Below are 17,024 nucleotides of genomic sequence, written 5' to 3' on the forward strand. Positions count from 1 at the left end.
CGGGGCTCAGAGGCGTTCGATGATGGTGGCGATGCCCATGCCGCCGCCGACACACAGCGTCGCCAGGCCGTAGCGCAGATGCCGCGCCTCCAGTTCATCAAGCAGGGTGCCGAGTATCGCGCAACCGGTGGCGCCCAGCGGGTGACCCATGGCGATCGAGCCGCCGTTGACGTTGACCTTGTCCGGGTCAACCGCCATGTCCTTGATGAACTTCAATACCACCGAGGCGAACGCTTCGTTGACCTCGAACAAATCGATGTCCTCAACACGCAGTCCGGCCTTGGCCAGCGCTTTGCGGGTCGCCGGTGCCGGGCCGGTGAGCATGATGGTCGGGTCGGTACTGGTGACGGCCGTGGCGACGATGCGCGCCCGTGGCTGCAGGCCCAGCGCGCGCCCCTTGGCTTCGGAGCCGATGAGCATCAGCGCCGCACCGTCGACAATGCCGGAACTGTTGCCCGGCGTGTGCACATGGTTGATACGCTCGACGTGGCTGTAAACCCGCAACGCCGTGGCGTCGAAGCCCATCTGGCCGATCATTTCGAAGCTCGGTTTAAGTTTGCCCAAGCCTTCGAGAGTCGATTCGGCGCGGATGAACTCATCGTGATCAAGCAGGATGATGCCGTTCTGATCCTGCACCGGCACCAGCGACTTGTTGAACGAGCCGTCGGCCCGCGCTCGTGCGGCTTTTTGCTGCGAGTGCAGCGCGTAGGCATCGACATCCTGGCGACTGAAGCCTTCGAGGGTGGCGATCAGGTCAGCGCCGACGCCTTGCGGGGTGAAGTGGCTGTGCAGGTTGGTCTGCGGGTCCAGCGCCCAGGCGCCGCCATCGCTACCCATCGGCACCCTCGACATCGATTCGACGCCGCCAACCACCACCAGATCCTCGAAGCCTGAGCGCACTTTCATCGCGCCAAGATTCACGGCTTCCAGACCCGAAGCGCAGAAACGGTTGATCTGTACGCCGGCGACGCTGACATCCCAATCGGCTACTTGCACCGCCGTCTTAGCGATGTCGGAACCTTGATCGCCGATCGGCGTGACGCAGCCGAGGACGACATCATCGACCTGACTGGTATCCAGCGCGGTGCGCACCTGCAAGGCGCTGAGCAAACCCGCCACCAGGTTGACCGGCTTCACGCTGTGCAGCGCGCCATCGGCCTTGCCTTTGCCACGCGGGGTGCGCAACGCATCGAAAATCAACGCTTCAGTCATGACGTCCTCGAACCTGATTTATTGTCACTTCACTTTCGCCCTGCGCCGACTGGCAAGCAATGACCACATTGCTCAAAGCGCTTGACGCACACGCTCAGACGGACGGTCATCCGGCATGAGGTGAACCGGTTCAGGTCGTCGAGTTGTCTAGCCAGCGGGCGGCAAAGAAGCTGGCAATACGCCTCATGCTTTTTTTAAAGCTTTTCTCAAGCTCTCCATATGAAATGGATCTAAGCCAAGACTGACGTGGGCCCTAAGGTGAACATGTACGCTATCGTCGTCGGGTTTTGCCGAGACGGGCGTTCTTCAACAGGAAGTGCAACGCGTGCCGTCATGGATATGCAGTCAGGCATGCATCAGGAAATAACAATAAAGGCGGTCAAGCCATGTTCAAACAACCGAAAGTACGTCAAGCGGGACTCATTCTTTTTGCCACGACGCTGTTGTTGATCTTGCCGAATCTGACCAAGGTCATCGGCTGATTCAAACGTCGCGTGCTGTACATCGCCACCTAAAATGTGACTGGCCCGCTACCCGGGCCAGCGTGGTTGTGCCAACCTTTGCGCACTCCCACGACATGGACGGCGATCATTTGAAAACGCTCATTGCGCTCGGTGCCTTGCTGCTGAGCTTGCCCTTGTCCGCCGCACAACTGGATCTGCAGTTGGGCGCAAACAGCCGCACCTGGCAGACCGAAGAGCTGCTCAAGCATCCTCAGCTGCAAATTCTCACGATCAACAATGATGTTTCCTACAAGAAGGACATGACCTATCAAGCCGTGCCGCTGGCCGCATTGCTGACGGGGGTCAAGCGGGAGGATCACTTGCAGGCGGTGGCGCTGGATGGCTTTGCCGCAGAGTTGGCCGCCGCGCCCTTGCTGAACAAGGACGGCGCACGCGCATGGCTCGCAATCGAGGACCCGGCGCGGCCGTGGCCGCCGCTGTCTGCCGGCAAGCACAGCGCCGGGCCGTTCTATCTGGTCTGGACCGATCCGCAGGCCGGCAATATCAGCCCCGAACAGTGGCCGTTCGAAGTCGCCAGCATCAAGTTGATGGCGCCGGTGGCCGAACGCTTCCCTGCCCTGCTGCCCGATCCCGCCTTGAAGGCCGATGATCCGGTGAACAAGGGTTTTGCCCTGTTTCAGAAGAACTGCCTGGCCTGTCATCGATTGAATGGTGCTGGCGATGCGCAGTTCGGGCCGGATCTGAATATTCCGTATAGCCCGACCGAGTATTTTGGGGCGGATTTCTTGAAGCGTTACATCCGCGATCCGCAGAGTTTGCGCCAATGGCCGCAGGCGAAGATGCCCGGGTTTTCGGCGCAGGTGTTGCCGGATGGAGACCTTGAAATGCTTGTGGGCTATCTCAAGCACATGGCCGGCCGCAAAGTTAAGCCGTAAGCCCTAGGGTGTTATTACTGGCCTCTTCGCTGGCAAGCCAGCTCCCACAGGGTGTGCGCAGAGTTCGAATCAGCGGTCATCCTGTGGGAGCTGGCTTGCCAGCGATAGCGGTATCCCGAATCTATTGTTGCTGCACGGAAATAACCGGCGTCGGCGAGACGAACACCTTCGCATGCATCTGCTCGCAGCCGCCGCCCCGGCGCATGCCGCGTACCGGGCAGGCATCGAGATAATCCAGACCCACCGCCAGCTTCAGATGTCGCTCCGGGCGCGCCAGTTGGTTGGTCACGTCGAAGCTGTACCACGCGTCGTCCAGCCACGCTTCTGCCCAGGCATGACTGGCCAGATGCTCGCAATCTTCGCTGTACAGATAACCCGACACGTAACGCGACGGCACGCCAAGGCTGCGCGCGCAGGCAAGAAAAGCATGCGTATGGTCCTGACAGACGCCGGCGCGACCGGCGAAAGCTTCGGCGGCGCTGGTGTCTACCTCGGTCGAGCCGGGCGTGTAGGTCATGTGCTGATTCAGACCGTGCATCAAGTCGATCAGCGCGGTGCGATCACGCCGTTGCTTGCAGTTCTTCCCGGCAAACTCGCGCAAGGCCTCATCGGCTTCGGTCAGGCGCGTGAAGCGCAGGAACGGCAGCGCCGACTGACTTTCATGTTCAGCTTCGCGCAGTTCATCGATATCGACCTGACCACGGGCGCCAATGATGATCGCTTCGTGCGGCTCGTCCATGGTCAGCACATGCAGGATGTTGCCGAACGGATCGAGCTGCGCACGCACAGGACGCGGTAGGTCGAGTTGCCAACTGAGCACATGCTGGCGCTCGCTGTCGTGGGGCGTCAGGCGCAGGTACTGGATGCTCGCGCGCACCTGATCTTCATAGTGATAGGTGGTCTCGTGGCTTATGGAAAGTCTCATGCAGCCTCCAGGTAGGAACTGTGAATGGCGTTGCCCAACTGGCGCACCAGCGGGATGAATTCGGTCAGCCAGGCGTGCAGGCCTTCTTCGAGGATTTCGTTGATGCCGGTGTAGCGCAGGCGCGCGTCCATTTCCGCCGCCAGGCGTTGTGCCGGTCGGCCGTTGGCGCCGGGCAGTTGCGCGAGGATCTGGTCGATCTCTTCGGTACAGGCACGCAGCGAACGCGGCACATCGGCGCGCAACAGCAGCAGTTCGGCCACATGCCGGGCGCCGGGCGCGTCGCGATAGATTTCCGTGTAGGCCTCGAACGAAGACAAGGCGCGCAGCAGCGCACTCCACTGGTAATAGGCATGCGCGGTGCCATCGCTCACCGCTTCGGCCTGATCGCCGGCCATTTCGTAGCGGGCATCAAGCAGGCGCAGCGTGTTGTCCGCGCGTTCGATGAACGTGCCCAGACGGATAAAACGAAACGCGTCGTTGCGCATGATCGTGCCGTAGGACGCGCCACGGAACAGGTGCGAGCGCTCCTTGATCCATTCGCAGAAACGGCTCATGCCGTAGCGGCTCAGACCCTGTTCGGCGATGCCGCGAATTTCCAGCCAGGTGGCGTTGATGTTTTCCCACATGTCGGCGGTGATCCGCCCGCGCACGGCATGGGCACTGGCTCGCGCCGAGCCGAGGCAGCTGTAAATGCTCGCCGGGTTGGCCGCGTCCAGCGCAAAGAAATGCAGCAGACGCTCGGCGTGCAGATCACCGTGGCGTTCAAGGTAATCATCAAGGGTGCCGGTAATGAGCAACGGCATGGCGAGTTCGTGCAGCCCGTCGCCGCGCCCGTCCTGCGGCATCAGCGACAGCGAATAACTGATGTCGAGCATGCGCGCGAGATTCTCCGCACGCTCCAGGTAACGCGACATCCAGTACAGATCCGAGGCAGTTCTACTTAACATGGCAAGCTTCCTTCAATCCTCGACTACCCAGGTGTCCTTGGTGCCGCCGCCCTGGGAGGAATTCACCACCAGGGAGCCTTCACGCAACGCGACCCGGGTCAAACCGCCAGGCACCACCCGGGTTTCGCGCCCGGACAACACGAACGGACGCAAATCGATATGGCGCGGTGCAATGCCGTTCTCGACAAAGGTCGGACAGGTCGACAGCGACAGCGTCGGCTGCGCGATGTAAGCATGGGGTTTGGCTTTGATGCGCTCACGGAACGCATCGATTTCCGCCGTCGTCGAGGCCGGCCCGACCAGCATGCCGTAACCGCCGGAGCCCTGGGTTTCCTTGACCACCAGTTCCGGAAGATTGGCCAGCACGTGGGACAGCTCGGACGGGTTGCGGCATTGCCAGGTCGGCACGTTTTTCAGAATCGGCTCTTCGTCGAGGTAGAAACGGATCATGTCGGTGACAAACGGATACACCGATTTATCGTCCGCCACGCCGGTGCCGATGGCGTTGGCCAGTACCACGTTGCCGGAACGATAGGACGACAGCAGCCCCGGCACGCCGAGCATCGAGTCCGGGTTGAATGCCAGCGGATCGAGGAAGGCATCGTCGAGGCGGCGATAGATCACGTCCACCGCTTTCGGGCCATCGGTGGTGCGCATGAATACCTTGTCGTCGCGCACGAACAGATCCGCACCTTCGACCAGTTCCACGCCCATTTCCCGCGCCAGAAAGGCATGTTCGAAGAACGCGCTGTTGAAGCGTCCCGGCGTCAGCACCACCACGCTGGGATTGTCGATCGGGCTTGAGCTCTTGAGAGTGTCGAGCAGCAGATTGGGGTAGTGATCGATCGGGGCGATGCGCTGGGCGGAGAACAGTTCGGGAAACAGGCGCATCATCATTTTGCGGTCTTCGAGCATGTAGCTGACGCCGCTGGGTGTGCGCAGGTTGTCCTCGAGGACGTAATAAGTGCCATCGCCGTCGCGCACCAGATCGACGCCGGAGATGTGCGAGTAGATGTCGCGGTGCAGATCCAGGCCCTGCATCGCCAACTGGTATTGCTCGTTGGCCAGCACCTGTTCGGCGGGAATGATCCCGGCCTTGATGATGCGCTGCTCGTGATAGAGGTCGGCGAGAAACATGTTCAACGCCTTGACCCGCTGAATACAGCCGCGCTCGACAATCCGCCATTCACTGGCGGGGATGCTGCGGGGAATGGTATCGAACGGAATCAGGCGCTCGGTGCCCTGCTCGTCGCCATAGAGCGTAAAGGTGATCCCGGCACGGTGGAACAGCAGATCGGCCTCGCGGCGGCGCTGCGCGAGCAGCTCGTCGGGCGTCTCGGCCAGCCAGCGGGCAAATTCCCGGTAATGCGGGCGGACCAGGCCGCCGGCATCGTACATCTCGTCAAAATAGGTGCGGATCATGCCGTACTCCTTGTCACTCCGGACATACAGGCCTTCGCAAGGCCCGTGCCATCGGCATAAACGCTTTTAATTCAATCGGTTGTAGATCTATGCCACAGACCGCGCACCATTCCTGTGCGGCAAATGCCCCGGCCCGATTGCCCCCGCTTCATTGCGACGCACTGCATCGCCTATCACCAGCATAGTCAGAGTTGATTTCACTGCCCGGCCGCGACTGCGGATAATCCGCGCATTCGCTGCAGAACTTCCCCGGCACGCCGCCGCGAAGTAGCCAGCTCAACTGATCTGAACTGCCTTGGCAGCCCCGTCCCGACAGGACTTTATCGCGTACCCGTCTTCCCTTTTAGCCACCCTCTCCGGTGGCTTTTTTTTGCCCGGGATTCTTGTTTCAGGGTTTTGCCACTGCGATGTGCAGAAGCCAGAAACGACAACGGCCGACCCGAAGGTCAGCCGTTGCCCGATACAAAATGCTCAATATCAATTCAGGCGGTAACGATTGCGCACCTCCTGCTTCACGCCCCAACCCTCGATAATGCCGCCCAGCGGTTCGACCACGGCAGAAAAGCCTTGCTCGAAATCGCCGATGTCGTCATAGGTTGCGTACATCACTTTGCTCAATTCCAGCGACCAGGCGCCGTCGTCGCGCGCACTGACCTGGGCATTGATGGATTCACCGCGAAATTTGCCTGCTGCCCTGCGCGCCCGCTCCTCGTCCGGGAAAATCGCGTAGAACTCGATGGGATGGAACCGGGAAAAATCGAAACCGCCTTCTTTCATGCGGCGCAGAACGTTGCTGCTGATGTCTTCTTGATAGGCTGTGCTCATGAATCGTCCCCCTCGATTGATGGATAGACTTTCCGTATTCCCGCCCCGGGCCTTTTGGCCTAAGTACTACGGCAACGTGGTTGCGAGCGGGAAACAAGCATGTAGCTGACAAGACCAGACCTTAGCGATCCATTCGCTGATCTCGCTTGCAGAGTAGCCCCAAGAGAGCGCCGCTGCCAAGGCCTGGTTTACGAGATGACAGGAAGTGTTCAGACAGGTGTGATGCTGCGGATTTCGATGCCGTTCTGGGTCTTGAGGTTTTTCACCTCGGCATCGGTGGTGCGCCCTTGCAGGTCGTTGAGATCCAGCTTGGCGGCAACCGGAAGAAGCCGCTCCTTGATCAGCCGAGCGGCTTCATCATCGGACGGGCATTCCTCACGTTCGAAGACTTCATCAATAATTACGCCGTGATCATCCACGAAAGTGACTTTCCACTTTTGCATCAGTGCCTCCTCGATCAACCCGTAGATGGGCTTACCTCTATCTCGACTTTTTTCCGCGATAGTTGGTTCAAAAGGATTACAGCCGACAACGGTGAAAATAACCATCCGATCGATAGGGCGGACTCTGTGGCGAGGGGATTTATCCCCGTCCGGCTGCGCAGCAGTCGTAATACCATCCATTGCGGTTTAATGGAGACACCGCGCAGGCCGGTTCAGGGATGCTGCGCATCCCAACCGGTAAATCCCCTCGCCACAAAAGCTTTCTTGCAGAGCGACGTCAGGGTGATCAGTCGTTGCTCGGCTTGTTGACCGCTTGCAGCACGTATTGCGGCAAGGCAAACGCGCCGATGTGGATTTCCGGATTGTAGTAACGGGTGACGATGCCGCTGCCGATGAAGCGCTGTTGCAGGGTTTCACGACTGAGCTTGCGGTAGGCCGGGTTGGTCGAGCCCCAAGCGAAGGTCATCGAACCGCCGATGTAGGTCGGCACAGCGGCCTGGTAGAAGTGCCAGTCCGGGAACAGGCTGCGCAGACGACCGGCGGTGGTTTTGACTTCGTCGATCTGCATGAACGGCGTGCCGTTCTGGGTAACGAGAATGCCGCCGTCGTTCAGGCAACGGTGGCAAGCCTGGTAGAAGTTCTCCGAGAACAGCACTTCACCCGGGCCGATCGGGTCGGTGGAGTCGGAGATGATCACGTCGAATTTTTCAGTGGTGGTGGCGACGAAACGCATGCCGTCGTCGATCACCAGGTTCAGGCGCGGATCGTCGTAGGCACCGGCGGAATGGTTCGGCAGGAATTCCTTGCACATGTCGACCACAGTGCCGTCGATTTCAACCATGGTGATGTGCTCGACGCCGGCGTGCTTGGTCACTTCGCGCAGCATGCCGCCGTCACCACCGCCGATGATCAGCACGCGCTTGGCAGTGCCGTGGGCAAGGATCGGCACGTGGGTGAGCATCTCGTGGTAGATGAATTCGTCGGCTTCGGTGGTCTGGATCACGCCGTCCAACGCCATGACCCGGCCCATGCGCGGGTTCTGGAAGATCACCAGATGCTGGTGTTCGGTGCGCACTTCGTGCAGCAGTTTTTCCATGCGAAAGCGCTGGCCGTAGCCTTCGTAGAGGGTTTCCAGGTACTCACTGGTCTTGGTGACGGTCATGGTCAAGTGCTCCGATAAATGCGCGGGCGCCATCGTGGGGACGATAGCCCGGGAAAGGCGCGCATTCTACGTTGCCGAAGATGACAGGTCGAACCTCAGCTTATTTTTTACCAGCGCAAACCAATGTGGGAGCAAGCCTGCTCGCGAAAGCGCAGCACCAGTTGCCGGTGATGGCGACTGACACAACGTCTTCGCGAGCAGGCTCGCTCCCACAGGGATAACAGTGTGATCGAAAATCAGCTCAGATCCGGACGTTGCCCCGTGGCCCGGCAATCGCCCAGATGATCAGGCCCAGCACTGGCAGGAGGATGATCAGCAGCACCCAGACGATTTTCATCCCGGTTGAGGTACCGCTTTTCAGTACGTTGATGATGGCCCAGATGTCGAGGGCAAGGATGATCAGGCCAATCAGACCGTTGAACGTGGAACCCATGGTGTCGCTCCAGAATAGTGGCATGCACTTTTAGGATAGACGGTCGCGCGCAGGGTTCCCTTTTATTGCGTTCAGACGTGAACGGCGACCTTCAAGGCTTCCAGTGCCGGCGCCGCGGCGATGCCGATCTCGGCGCACAACTTCAGCACCCGCGGCACGTCGTTGCCGTAGACCAGGACCATTTGCAGTTCATCGTCGAGCAACTGGCTGAAGTTCATCAACGTGTAACCGCCGTTTTCCTTGTTCAGGCTGCTCATCTGCACCTGAATGCGGTTGAGTGCGGTGAGCGCTTCAGTTTTGGCCAGTTGCTTGGGCTTGAGATTGAAATCCACCCCCGGGCCAAACGAGGCAACGATTTGTGCGAACAGATCGACGTAGGTATCGGCCTGGAACAGCACAGTTTCCGGCAGGCTGCCGACCACTACCCACTCACCCAGCGGAATCGGGAAAGTGTCGTCGTAGTTGATGTCCGGATTGGCTGCCAGAAAAGCATCGGCATCGGCGTAGGCCTGAGCGGCTTCGTCAGCCACTTTCAGAATCTCATCCTCGCCCATGCAGCCGGAGCTGATTTTGCTGATGAGTTCGACGAGTGCGGCTTTCATGAGGGCGGATCCTGTGGCGGAGGTGAATTTTCAGGGCGCGAAGGATAGCGCATTCTGCCCTTCGCCACAGTCCGTGGACTTTACGCCAGCAATTTTTCCAACTGCGCGGTGGTATCGACTGCGCCCATGGTCCGCGCCGCATCCAGCGCGGTCACACCATTGGCGTCCTTGGCCTTCGGATCTGCGCCCTGGCCGATCAGGTAATCGACGATTTCAACGCGGTTGAACATTGCCGCCATCATCAACGCGGTACGGCCGTCGAAGGAAGAACCTTCAATTTCGGCGCCCGCCTCGACCAGCGCTTTGACCACCGCCAGATCGCCCTTGAACGCAGCGCCGGCAATCGGGCTCTGGCCGTTACCGTTGCGCATTTCCGGATCGGCTTTGTGTTTAAGCAGAACCTTCACCGCATCAACATGGCCGTAGTAGCTGGCGAGCATCAACAAGGTGTCGCCCTTGCTGTTTTTCAGGTTCACCGGCAGCCCGGCGGTGACCAGGCGATCGAGCATCTCGGCATCACCGTCGCGCGCCTTGTTGAAAACCTGCTCGGTGAATTCGGCAGCTTCTTCAGGGGTCATCTGGCGGCTTTGGTCGGACATGGGGCACTCCATTTCGGTCTATCGGAAAGCCGACAGTTTCCCGAGCGCGACGGTAGCTGTCACTCGGTTTTTTCCGAGCGCCCCGATAGCCACACTCAATATCGATGTTTGCCCTGTTGAATTTCAGCGAGGATTTGCTCACTGACATGCACATAGGTTTCGCTGCCCGGCAGCCAGGCGAAGATCGGGTCATCGCCCGTGAGCCCGGGGTCAAAGCCTTCCGTTTTCAAGCGGGTCTTCTGGTATTTGAAGGTCCCGGTGGTTTCCATTTTCACTTTCACCCGCAGGAACAACGGCACGGCATAGGCCGGCATGCGTTGCCGGGCGAAACTCAGCAGTTCGGCGAAATCCAGCGTGGCCAAGGATTCGGCGGGAGTGATCGCGGCCATGCCTGCACGACCGTTGGTGTTGGGGATTTCAACGCCGTAGGCCACGGCTTCAGAAATCAGCGGGTGCTGCAGCAACAGGTTCTCGACTTCGGTGGTCGACACGTTTTCGCCCTTCCAGCGGTAAGTGTCGCCGAGGCGATCGACAAATTGCGCATGGCCGAAACCGATGTTGCGCAGCAGGTCGCCGGTGTTGAAAAAGCGATCCCCCTTGTTGAACACATCGTGCAGTACGACGCGGGCGGTTTTCTGCGGATCGGTGTAACCGTCAAGCGGCGCCTTGTCGTCGATCCGCGCCAGCAGCAGACCCTGTTCGCCCTTGCCGACCTTGCGCATGAAACCATCCTCGCCACGCAGCGGCTCGCCACTGTCGTGATCGTAGGCAACCAACTCCCAGGCCATCAGCGAAAAGCCGACGGTGTTATCGAAATTGAGGATGTTGGTGAAACCGATGTTGCCGTCGCTCGCCGCGTACAGCTCACAAATGTGCTCGACGGCAAAACGCGTCTTGAACTCGGCCCAGGCGCCGGGTCGCAAACCATTGCCGATCATCTTGCTGACATTGTGGCGACTGTCATCGGCGCTCGCTGGTTGCTCGACCAGATAGCGGCATAATTCACCGACATAGCCGATGGTGGTCGCGCGATATCGGCGCACATCACCCCAGAACTGGCTGGCGCTGAACTTGCGGCGGATGGCGAAACCCGAGGCGCCATTGATTGCCGATCCCCAGCACACGCACAGACCTGTGGCGTGATACAGCGGCAAGGTGCAGTAAACAACATCATCCGGACACATATCGAGGGCGATCATGCCGAAGCTCGCCGAGCTGCGCATCCAGCGCCCATGCTTGAAGACCCCGGCCTTGGGCAGGCCGGTGGTGCCCGAGGTATAGATGTAGAAACACGGATCGTCGAAGAAGATTTGCGCGCTGCTCGGCGGGTTATCGCTGCTGGCGTCGGCACTGGCGCTGATCAGATTCACGTAACCCTCGGGCGCGATGCCCGGATGGCTGCAAGTGTCCTGATCAGCGACGAACCATGTCCGCGGTGCAGCGATGGAAACCTGATCACGCACGCCGGCATAAGCGGCGGTCAACTCTTCGCCGACCACGATGGCCACAGGCGCAACCAGATTGATGCTGTGGATAAGCGTGTCGCGCATCAGCGAGGTGTTGAGCAGCGCACTGACCGCGCCGAGCTTGGCCAGCGCCAGGATTGTTACGAGCAATTCCGCACGGTTCTCGATGAACACCGCGACCACATCGCCCTTGCCGATGCCTTGCTCGCTCAAATAATGCGCGATGCGATTGGCCCATTGGTTGACCTGCGTGTAAGTCAACGCCACGTCGCCCTGCAGCAACGCCACACCGTCCGGATTGCGCAGCGTCGCTTGCTCGAAGGTCCAGCCGAGGCCACACGTCTGGGTCGGATCCGTGACATTGGCTACCTTCATGCCTTTCACCACCCGCGGGATGGCTTTGGCAATCATCGGCAGTTTGCGGAGCATCATGCCCCAGGTAATCGTGTCGCTTGGTGCATGACGCATGAAAGCTCCCCGTTCGACCCTGACGCGTGGATCGCTATTCTTGTTATCGGGTAATGGCTGCGACCGCCGGGTTGATGTCGGAGGTCGAGAGGGAAAGTACGTCAGCGCTCGCGGGGCTGTACACGCGGTTTTTGCAATGATTTGTATCCCGTCGCGCCGCCGTGCCGAGCGCTGATTCTGGTACGGACGTTTGGTTCCGTTGTCAGGAAAAAATCACGCAAAATGCAGGATGCACGATGGCCATTCATGCAGTTTGCACGACGCCTGCAAAATGCAACGATTTTAACTGTTTGATTTTTAAAGGAATTTAATTCGCATCAATACTGGCACAAACGCTGCAACTACCTCCGCATGCTTGCCATTCAAGTACATACGGAGCTGATGACATGAGCCTGATTCAAGAAAAATTTACATCGCTGTTCTCCAACTACGAAGTCAGCACTGCCCCACGTCCTGACGGTGGCATCCTGCTCACTCTGCGTAGCAGCGACGGCAAAGTGTTCAAACGCGCACTCTCGTATCAGCAATTGCACGCCGGTGACCAACTGTCCTGGGCGATCAGCGCGATCCGCCGTGACCTGGCCGAACAAGCCAGCGAGCTGCCGCAAATTGCAATGCTGCAGAGCCAGCAGCGTTTCGCTCTGCCGACCTATCACTCGCTGTAATTTGCTCAAACAAAAACAGGCCGTGGAGCATGCGCTTCACGGCCTGTTTTTTTGTTCGCATGATTTTTGTAGGAGCTGCGGCACGCTGCGATCTTTTGATCTTGATTTCATGCCTGAATCGAAAGATCGCAGCCTCGTTTCACTCGACAGCTCCTACAGGGATTTGTGCAATGGTCAGAACGCTTCCGGTTCGATTGCGGTAAAGCTGTCTACCGTCACGTGCCCCGCCAACTCCCCGCCTTCACGCGCCAGGCCACAAGTCTTCATGCCGGCCGACTGGGCAGCGTCGAGCTCTTCGACGATGTCTGACAGGAACAGGATTTCATCGGCTCCAACACCGACCGCCTGCTGAATGTTGCGGTAGGACTGTGCCTCGCGCTTCGGCCCTGATGTGGTGTCGAAATAGCCGCTGAACAGCGGCGTCAGATCCCCCGCCTCCGAGCAACCGAAAATCAGTTTCTGCGCCTGGATCGAGCCGGACGAGTAAACAAACAGTTGATAACCTGCCGCATGCCAACGTTGTAGCGCTTCAACGGCATCCGGATAAACATGTCCTTTCAACTGCCCTGCCTGATAGCCCTGCGCCCAGACCATGCCTTGCAACGCCTTCAGCGGCGTGGCTTTGCGGTCTTCGGCGATCCAGCTCAAGAGGATTTCAACAACCCGTTCAACATCGGCCTGCGCCTCGTTGCTCTCCCGGCGCACGGCATCGAGTTGTTCCGCTACGTCAGCCCGGGATGCATTCTCGCGCACGAAATCAGGCAAGTGTTTGGCGGCAAAGGGAAACAACACGTCGAAGACGAAGCTCACCGCGCTGGTGGTGCCTTCAATGTCGGTGAGGATGGCTTTGATCGACACGGTTTCAGTCCTCCAGACGCGGGAAGCGGCCGGCGATGTCTTCGCCGGTGAAATTGGCAACCCAGCCTTCCGGGTTGTTGAACAGACGGATCGCCACGAAGTGCGGATGTTCGCCCATGTCGAACCAGTGCTTGGTGCCGGCCGGAACCGAGATCAGGTCGTTCTTTTCACAGAGCACGGCATAGACGTAATCGTCGATGTGTAGGGTAAACAAGCCACGCCCAGCGACGAAAAATCGTACTTCGTCTTCGCCATGGCGGTGTTCTTCAAGAAACTTGGCGCGCAGTTCGGCTTTTTGCGGATGGTCGCTGTTGAGGCTGATCACGTCGACGGTGATGTAGCCGCGCTCGGTCATCAGTTTGTCGATCTGCTCTTTATAAGCACTGATGACTTCTTCCTGAGTGGCACCAGGCTGGATCTTCACCGCGGCTTGCCAGCGGTCGAAACGCACGCCCTGCTCGGCCAGCGTCGAGGCGATGTCTTCGAAATGGGTCAGCACCTTGTTGGGAATCTCAGGGCTGGAAACGTGATAAACGGACAGGCTGCTCATGGGCAATTCCTCGGTAGCGGCGGCGCCGTCCGGCTCTTCAAGACCGGTCGGGCGCAGCGTGTCATCAGGCAAACGGGCTGTTTCTGGTGAACTCAGCCTTGGCGGTTCATGACGCTGCGGGTTTTCAACTCGCATTCAAACAGGAATTCGAAGGCCTCGATCTGTCGCAGCGCGTCGCTCATCTGCGCGCCCCAGGTATACAGGCCATGGCCGCGAATCAGGTAACCGACGCAGTCGGGATGGGCGTCGAGCCAAGGCTGCACCTTGGCGGCGAGGCGCGCAATGTCCTGATCATTGTCAAAAATCGGCACGCGCACCCGCGATTCGTGGGTGGAAATGCCGCTGAAGGCTTTTTGCAGTTCGTAGTCTTCGAACTCGATGAAGTCTTGCGGAGTCAGACGCGACAACACCGTGGCATTCACCGAATGAGTGTGCAGCACCGCGCCGATTTCCGCGCGCCAGCTGTAGAGCTGGGTGTGCAGTAAGGTTTCGGCGGAAGGTTTCTTGCCCGGTTCCAGGCTATTGCCAGACAGATCGGTGGCGAGTACGTCATCCAGACTCAACTGGCCCTTGTGCTTGCCCGACACCGTCAACAACGCTTCGCTTGGCGACAGGCGTGTCGAATAATTGCTGCTGGTGGCTGGCGACCAGCCCCGGCCATATAAAAAACGCCCGGCGTCAACGATCTGCTGGGCGAGCTGTTCACGGCTAAGGCTCATGGCCTGTCCTCTTGCATACGTGTGGCAATGATAACGGCAGCGGCAAGCGCTGCGAGACTGGCAATACTAAAGGTCAGTGTCGGGCCGAGGGCATTCCAGCTGTAACCGGAATACAGCGCGCCGAGCGCCCCGCCGGTGCCGGCCAGTGCCGCATACAGCGCCTGGCCCTGACCTTGCTGGCGGGCGCCGAAACTACGTTGCACGAATGCGATGGCAGCCGCGTGAAAGCTGCCGAACGTCGCTGCATGCAGCACCTGGGCGAACAGCAGCACCCAGAGAAATTCCGCAAACGAACCGAGCAGCACCCAGCGCAACGCCGCCAGCAGGAAACTTGCCAGCAGCACTCGACGCAAGGAAAAGCGCGCCAGGATGCGGCTCATGGCCATGAACATCAGCACTTCCGCCACCACCCCCACGGCCCAGAGCATGCCGATGACGCCACGGCTGTAACCGAGGCGTTCAAGGTGCAAAGTCAGAAAGGTGTAATACGGCCCGTGGCTCACCTGCATCAGCGCGACGCAGGCATAAAACGCCAACACGCCGGGATGGCGCAATTGCTTGAGAAAGCCCTCGCCCGCCGGCCGATTGCCTTGCGCCGGCTGCGCATTCGGCACCCACAGGCTGCTGAGAACGATGCCGGCCATGATCAGCACCAGCGCCGCCGGGTAGATGTCCAGGCTCAGCCATTCGAACAGCCGCCCCAGCACCACCACGGTAATGATGAAGCCGATCGAACCCCACAGGCGAATCTGGCTGTAGCGCGACGTCTGCCCTTGCAGATGCGCGAGAGTGATGACTTCGAACTGCGGCAATACCGCGTGCCAGAAGAACGCATGCAGGGCCATGACCATCGCCAGCCAGGCGTAAGTCTGACTGACGAAAATCAGCGAAAAGGTCAGCAACGTGCACACCGCGCCAAAACGCACGATGGCCAGACGCCTGCCGGTGTAATCGCCGAGCCAGCCCCAGATGTTCGGCGCCACGCAGCGCATCAGCATCGGAATCGCCACCAGTTCGCCAATGCGTGCGGCGCTGAAGCCGAGGTGATCGAAGTACAGCGCCAGAAACGGCGCTGTCGAACCGAGCAAGGCGAAATAGAACAGATAGAAACTGGACAGCCGCCAGTAAGGAAGCGCCGCCACGCCGGTTATGCCGCGACGGCTTTGAGCGCAGCCATCAGAGCTGGCCCAGCACCGGCGTGCTCACGCGCACATCGGCGTTCTGCCCACGGTGGCGCAGCAGATGATCCATCAGCACGATGGCCATCATCGCTTCGGCGATCGGCGTCGCGCGGATGCCGACGCACGGGTCGTGACGGCCCTTGGTGATCACGTCGACCGGGTTGCCATTCACATCAATCGAACGCCCTGGGGTGGTAATGCTAGACGTCGGTTTCAACGCCAGATGCGCAACGATTGGCTGACCGGACGAGATGCCGCCGAGGATGCCGCCGGCGTTGTTGCTGAGGAAACCCTCCGGCGTCAGTTCATCGCGGTGTTCGGTGCCGCGCTGGGCGACACAGGCGAAACCGGCGCCGATCTCGACACCTTTGACCGCATTGATGCTCATCAGCGCGTGGGCCAGCTCGGCGTCGAGGCGATCGAAAATCGGCTCGCCAAGGCCCGGCATCACGCCTTCGGCGACCACGGTGATCTTCGCCCCGACCGAGTCCTGATCGCGGCGCAACTGGTCCATGTAGGCTTCGAGCTCTGGAACCTTGTCCGGGTCAGGGCTGAAGAAGGCGTTTTCTTCGACCGAATCCCAGGTCTTGAACGGAATTTCAATCGGGCCGAGCTGGCTCATGTAGCCGCGAATGACGATGCCCTGACTGGCCAGATACTTCTTCGCGATCGCCCCGGCCGCCACACGCATGGCGGTTTCCCGCGCCGAACTGCGGCCACCGCCGCGATAATCGCGCTCGCCGTACTTGTGGTGGTAGGTGTAGTCGGCGTGGGCCGGGCGGAACAGGTCCTTGATCGCCGAGTAGTCCTTGGACTTCTGGTCGGTGTTGCGAATCAGCAGGCCGATCGCGCAACCGGTCGTGCGCCCCTCGAACACGCCGGAGAGGATTTCGACTTCATCGGCTTCCTGGCGCTGAGTGGTGTGGCGGCTGGTGCCAGGCTTGCGGCGATCGAGGTCACGCTGCAGATCTTCCAGGGAAATCTCCAGACCCGGCGGGCAGCCGTCGACAATGGCGACCAACGCCGGACCATGGCTCTCGCCAGCGGTGGTGACAGTGAACAACTTGCCATAGGTATTGCCGGACATGCAGGACGCTCCGTGAAATCAAACCCGAATTCTTGATGCGCGCCAGTATACGCAGGCTAAC

Annotated in this window: 18 protein-coding genes; 2 read left to right on the forward strand and 16 right to left on the reverse strand. The window is 59.8% G+C overall.

The features are described from left to right. Positions 1 to 6: 6 nt before the first annotated feature. Positions 7 to 1,212 carry an acetyl-CoA C-acetyltransferase gene (locus ACMYUN_RS05710; RefSeq protein ID WP_415763199.1) on the reverse strand — a complete coding sequence of 402 codons (1,206 nt, stop codon included), beginning with the start codon at positions 1,210 to 1,212 and terminating at the stop codon, positions 7 to 9. A 577-nt stretch (positions 1,213 to 1,789) separates the two neighbouring features. Here ACMYUN_RS05710 and ACMYUN_RS05715 point away from each other — a divergent pair. Then, entirely contained in the window at positions 1,790 to 2,611 is an 822-nt protein-coding gene (locus ACMYUN_RS05715) for a c-type cytochrome (RefSeq protein ID WP_415763958.1), read from the forward strand. 121 nt (positions 2,612 to 2,732) lie between these two features. Here the strand turns inward: ACMYUN_RS05715 and ACMYUN_RS05720 are convergent, their stop codons facing one another. The 10 genes from ACMYUN_RS05720 to ACMYUN_RS05765 form a co-directional block, all read right to left on the reverse strand. Continuing rightward, positions 2,733 to 3,536 carry a transglutaminase family protein gene (locus ACMYUN_RS05720; protein ID WP_415763200.1) on the reverse strand — a complete coding sequence of 268 codons (804 nt, stop codon included), beginning with the start codon at positions 3,534 to 3,536 and terminating at the stop codon, positions 2,733 to 2,735. Then, positions 3,533 to 4,483 carry an alpha-E domain-containing protein gene (locus tag ACMYUN_RS05725; RefSeq protein ID WP_039763849.1) on the reverse strand — a complete coding sequence of 317 codons (951 nt, stop codon included), beginning with the start codon at positions 4,481 to 4,483 and terminating at the stop codon, positions 3,533 to 3,535. The genes ACMYUN_RS05720 and ACMYUN_RS05725 overlap by 4 nt, the downstream gene beginning before the upstream one ends. Before the next feature lie 12 nt (positions 4,484 to 4,495). Then, a complete protein-coding gene (locus ACMYUN_RS05730; RefSeq protein ID WP_415763201.1) occupies positions 4,496 to 5,905 on the reverse strand; it encodes a circularly permuted type 2 ATP-grasp protein in 1,410 nt (469 codons plus the stop codon). A 477-nt stretch (positions 5,906 to 6,382) separates the two neighbouring features. Then, positions 6,383 to 6,730 carry a ribonuclease E inhibitor RraB gene (locus tag ACMYUN_RS05735; protein ID WP_003223226.1) on the reverse strand — a complete coding sequence of 116 codons (348 nt, stop codon included), beginning with the start codon at positions 6,728 to 6,730 and terminating at the stop codon, positions 6,383 to 6,385. Between the two features lie 209 nt (positions 6,731 to 6,939). Continuing rightward, positions 6,940 to 7,173, reverse strand: a complete 234-nt coding sequence (locus ACMYUN_RS05740; protein ID WP_122506536.1) for a hypothetical protein — start codon at positions 7,171 to 7,173, stop codon at positions 6,940 to 6,942. A gap of 286 nt (positions 7,174 to 7,459) precedes the next feature. Next, positions 7,460 to 8,335, reverse strand: a complete 876-nt coding sequence (speE, locus tag ACMYUN_RS05745) for a polyamine aminopropyltransferase (protein WP_039763843.1) — start codon at positions 8,333 to 8,335, stop codon at positions 7,460 to 7,462. A gap of 241 nt (positions 8,336 to 8,576) precedes the next feature. Then, a complete protein-coding gene (locus ACMYUN_RS05750) occupies positions 8,577 to 8,768 on the reverse strand; it encodes a PLDc N-terminal domain-containing protein (RefSeq protein ID WP_039763840.1) in 192 nt (63 codons plus the stop codon). A 71-nt stretch (positions 8,769 to 8,839) separates the two neighbouring features. Beyond that, positions 8,840 to 9,370, reverse strand: coding sequence for a hypothetical protein (locus ACMYUN_RS05755; protein ID WP_415763202.1), 531 nt, complete (start codon positions 9,368 to 9,370; stop codon positions 8,840 to 8,842). Between the two features lie 80 nt (positions 9,371 to 9,450). Next, entirely contained in the window at positions 9,451 to 9,969 is a 519-nt protein-coding gene (locus ACMYUN_RS05760) for an ankyrin repeat domain-containing protein (protein WP_039763836.1), read from the reverse strand. A 95-nt stretch (positions 9,970 to 10,064) separates the two neighbouring features. Beyond that, positions 10,065 to 11,903: a long-chain-acyl-CoA synthetase gene (locus ACMYUN_RS05765; protein ID WP_415763203.1), complete on the reverse strand. Its 1,839-nt coding sequence runs from the start codon at positions 11,901 to 11,903 to the stop codon at positions 10,065 to 10,067. A gap of 386 nt (positions 11,904 to 12,289) precedes the next feature. On the opposite strand from ACMYUN_RS05765, the gene ACMYUN_RS05770 reads away from it, so the two are divergent. After that, positions 12,290 to 12,568, forward strand: coding sequence for a DUF3509 domain-containing protein (locus ACMYUN_RS05770; protein ID WP_016773780.1), 279 nt, complete (start codon positions 12,290 to 12,292; stop codon positions 12,566 to 12,568). A gap of 174 nt (positions 12,569 to 12,742) precedes the next feature. On the opposite strand, the gene mtnC is transcribed toward ACMYUN_RS05770, so the two are convergent. The 5 genes from mtnC to aroC all read right to left on the reverse strand — a co-directional run bounded on the left by mtnC (position 12,743) and on the right by aroC (position 16,963). Further along, positions 12,743 to 13,426, reverse strand: a complete 684-nt coding sequence (gene mtnC, locus ACMYUN_RS05775) for an acireductone synthase (protein WP_415763204.1) — start codon at positions 13,424 to 13,426, stop codon at positions 12,743 to 12,745. Between the two features lie 4 nt (positions 13,427 to 13,430). Continuing rightward, complete coding sequence (locus ACMYUN_RS05780; RefSeq protein ID WP_415763959.1) at positions 13,431 to 13,976, reverse strand: 1,2-dihydroxy-3-keto-5-methylthiopentene dioxygenase; 546 nt, start codon at positions 13,974 to 13,976, stop codon at positions 13,431 to 13,433. A 92-nt stretch (positions 13,977 to 14,068) separates the two neighbouring features. Continuing rightward, on the reverse strand, positions 14,069 to 14,695 hold the full coding sequence (locus ACMYUN_RS05785; protein ID WP_129999225.1) for a methylthioribulose 1-phosphate dehydratase: 627 nt from the start codon (positions 14,693 to 14,695) through the stop codon (positions 14,069 to 14,071). Then, positions 14,692 to 15,837, reverse strand: a complete 1,146-nt coding sequence (locus tag ACMYUN_RS05790) for an MFS transporter (protein WP_039763826.1) — start codon at positions 15,835 to 15,837, stop codon at positions 14,692 to 14,694. Before ACMYUN_RS05790 ends, ACMYUN_RS05785 begins: the two co-directional genes overlap by 4 nt. Before the next feature lie 34 nt (positions 15,838 to 15,871). Next, positions 15,872 to 16,963: a chorismate synthase gene (gene aroC, locus ACMYUN_RS05795; protein ID WP_042608494.1), complete on the reverse strand. Its 1,092-nt coding sequence runs from the start codon at positions 16,961 to 16,963 to the stop codon at positions 15,872 to 15,874. Positions 16,964 to 17,024 lie beyond the last annotated feature (61 nt).

The organism is Pseudomonas sp. CP4 (genome assembly GCF_047758505.1).
Taxonomy (GTDB): Bacteria; Pseudomonadota; Gammaproteobacteria; order Pseudomonadales; family Pseudomonadaceae; genus Aquipseudomonas; species Aquipseudomonas fluorescens_AO.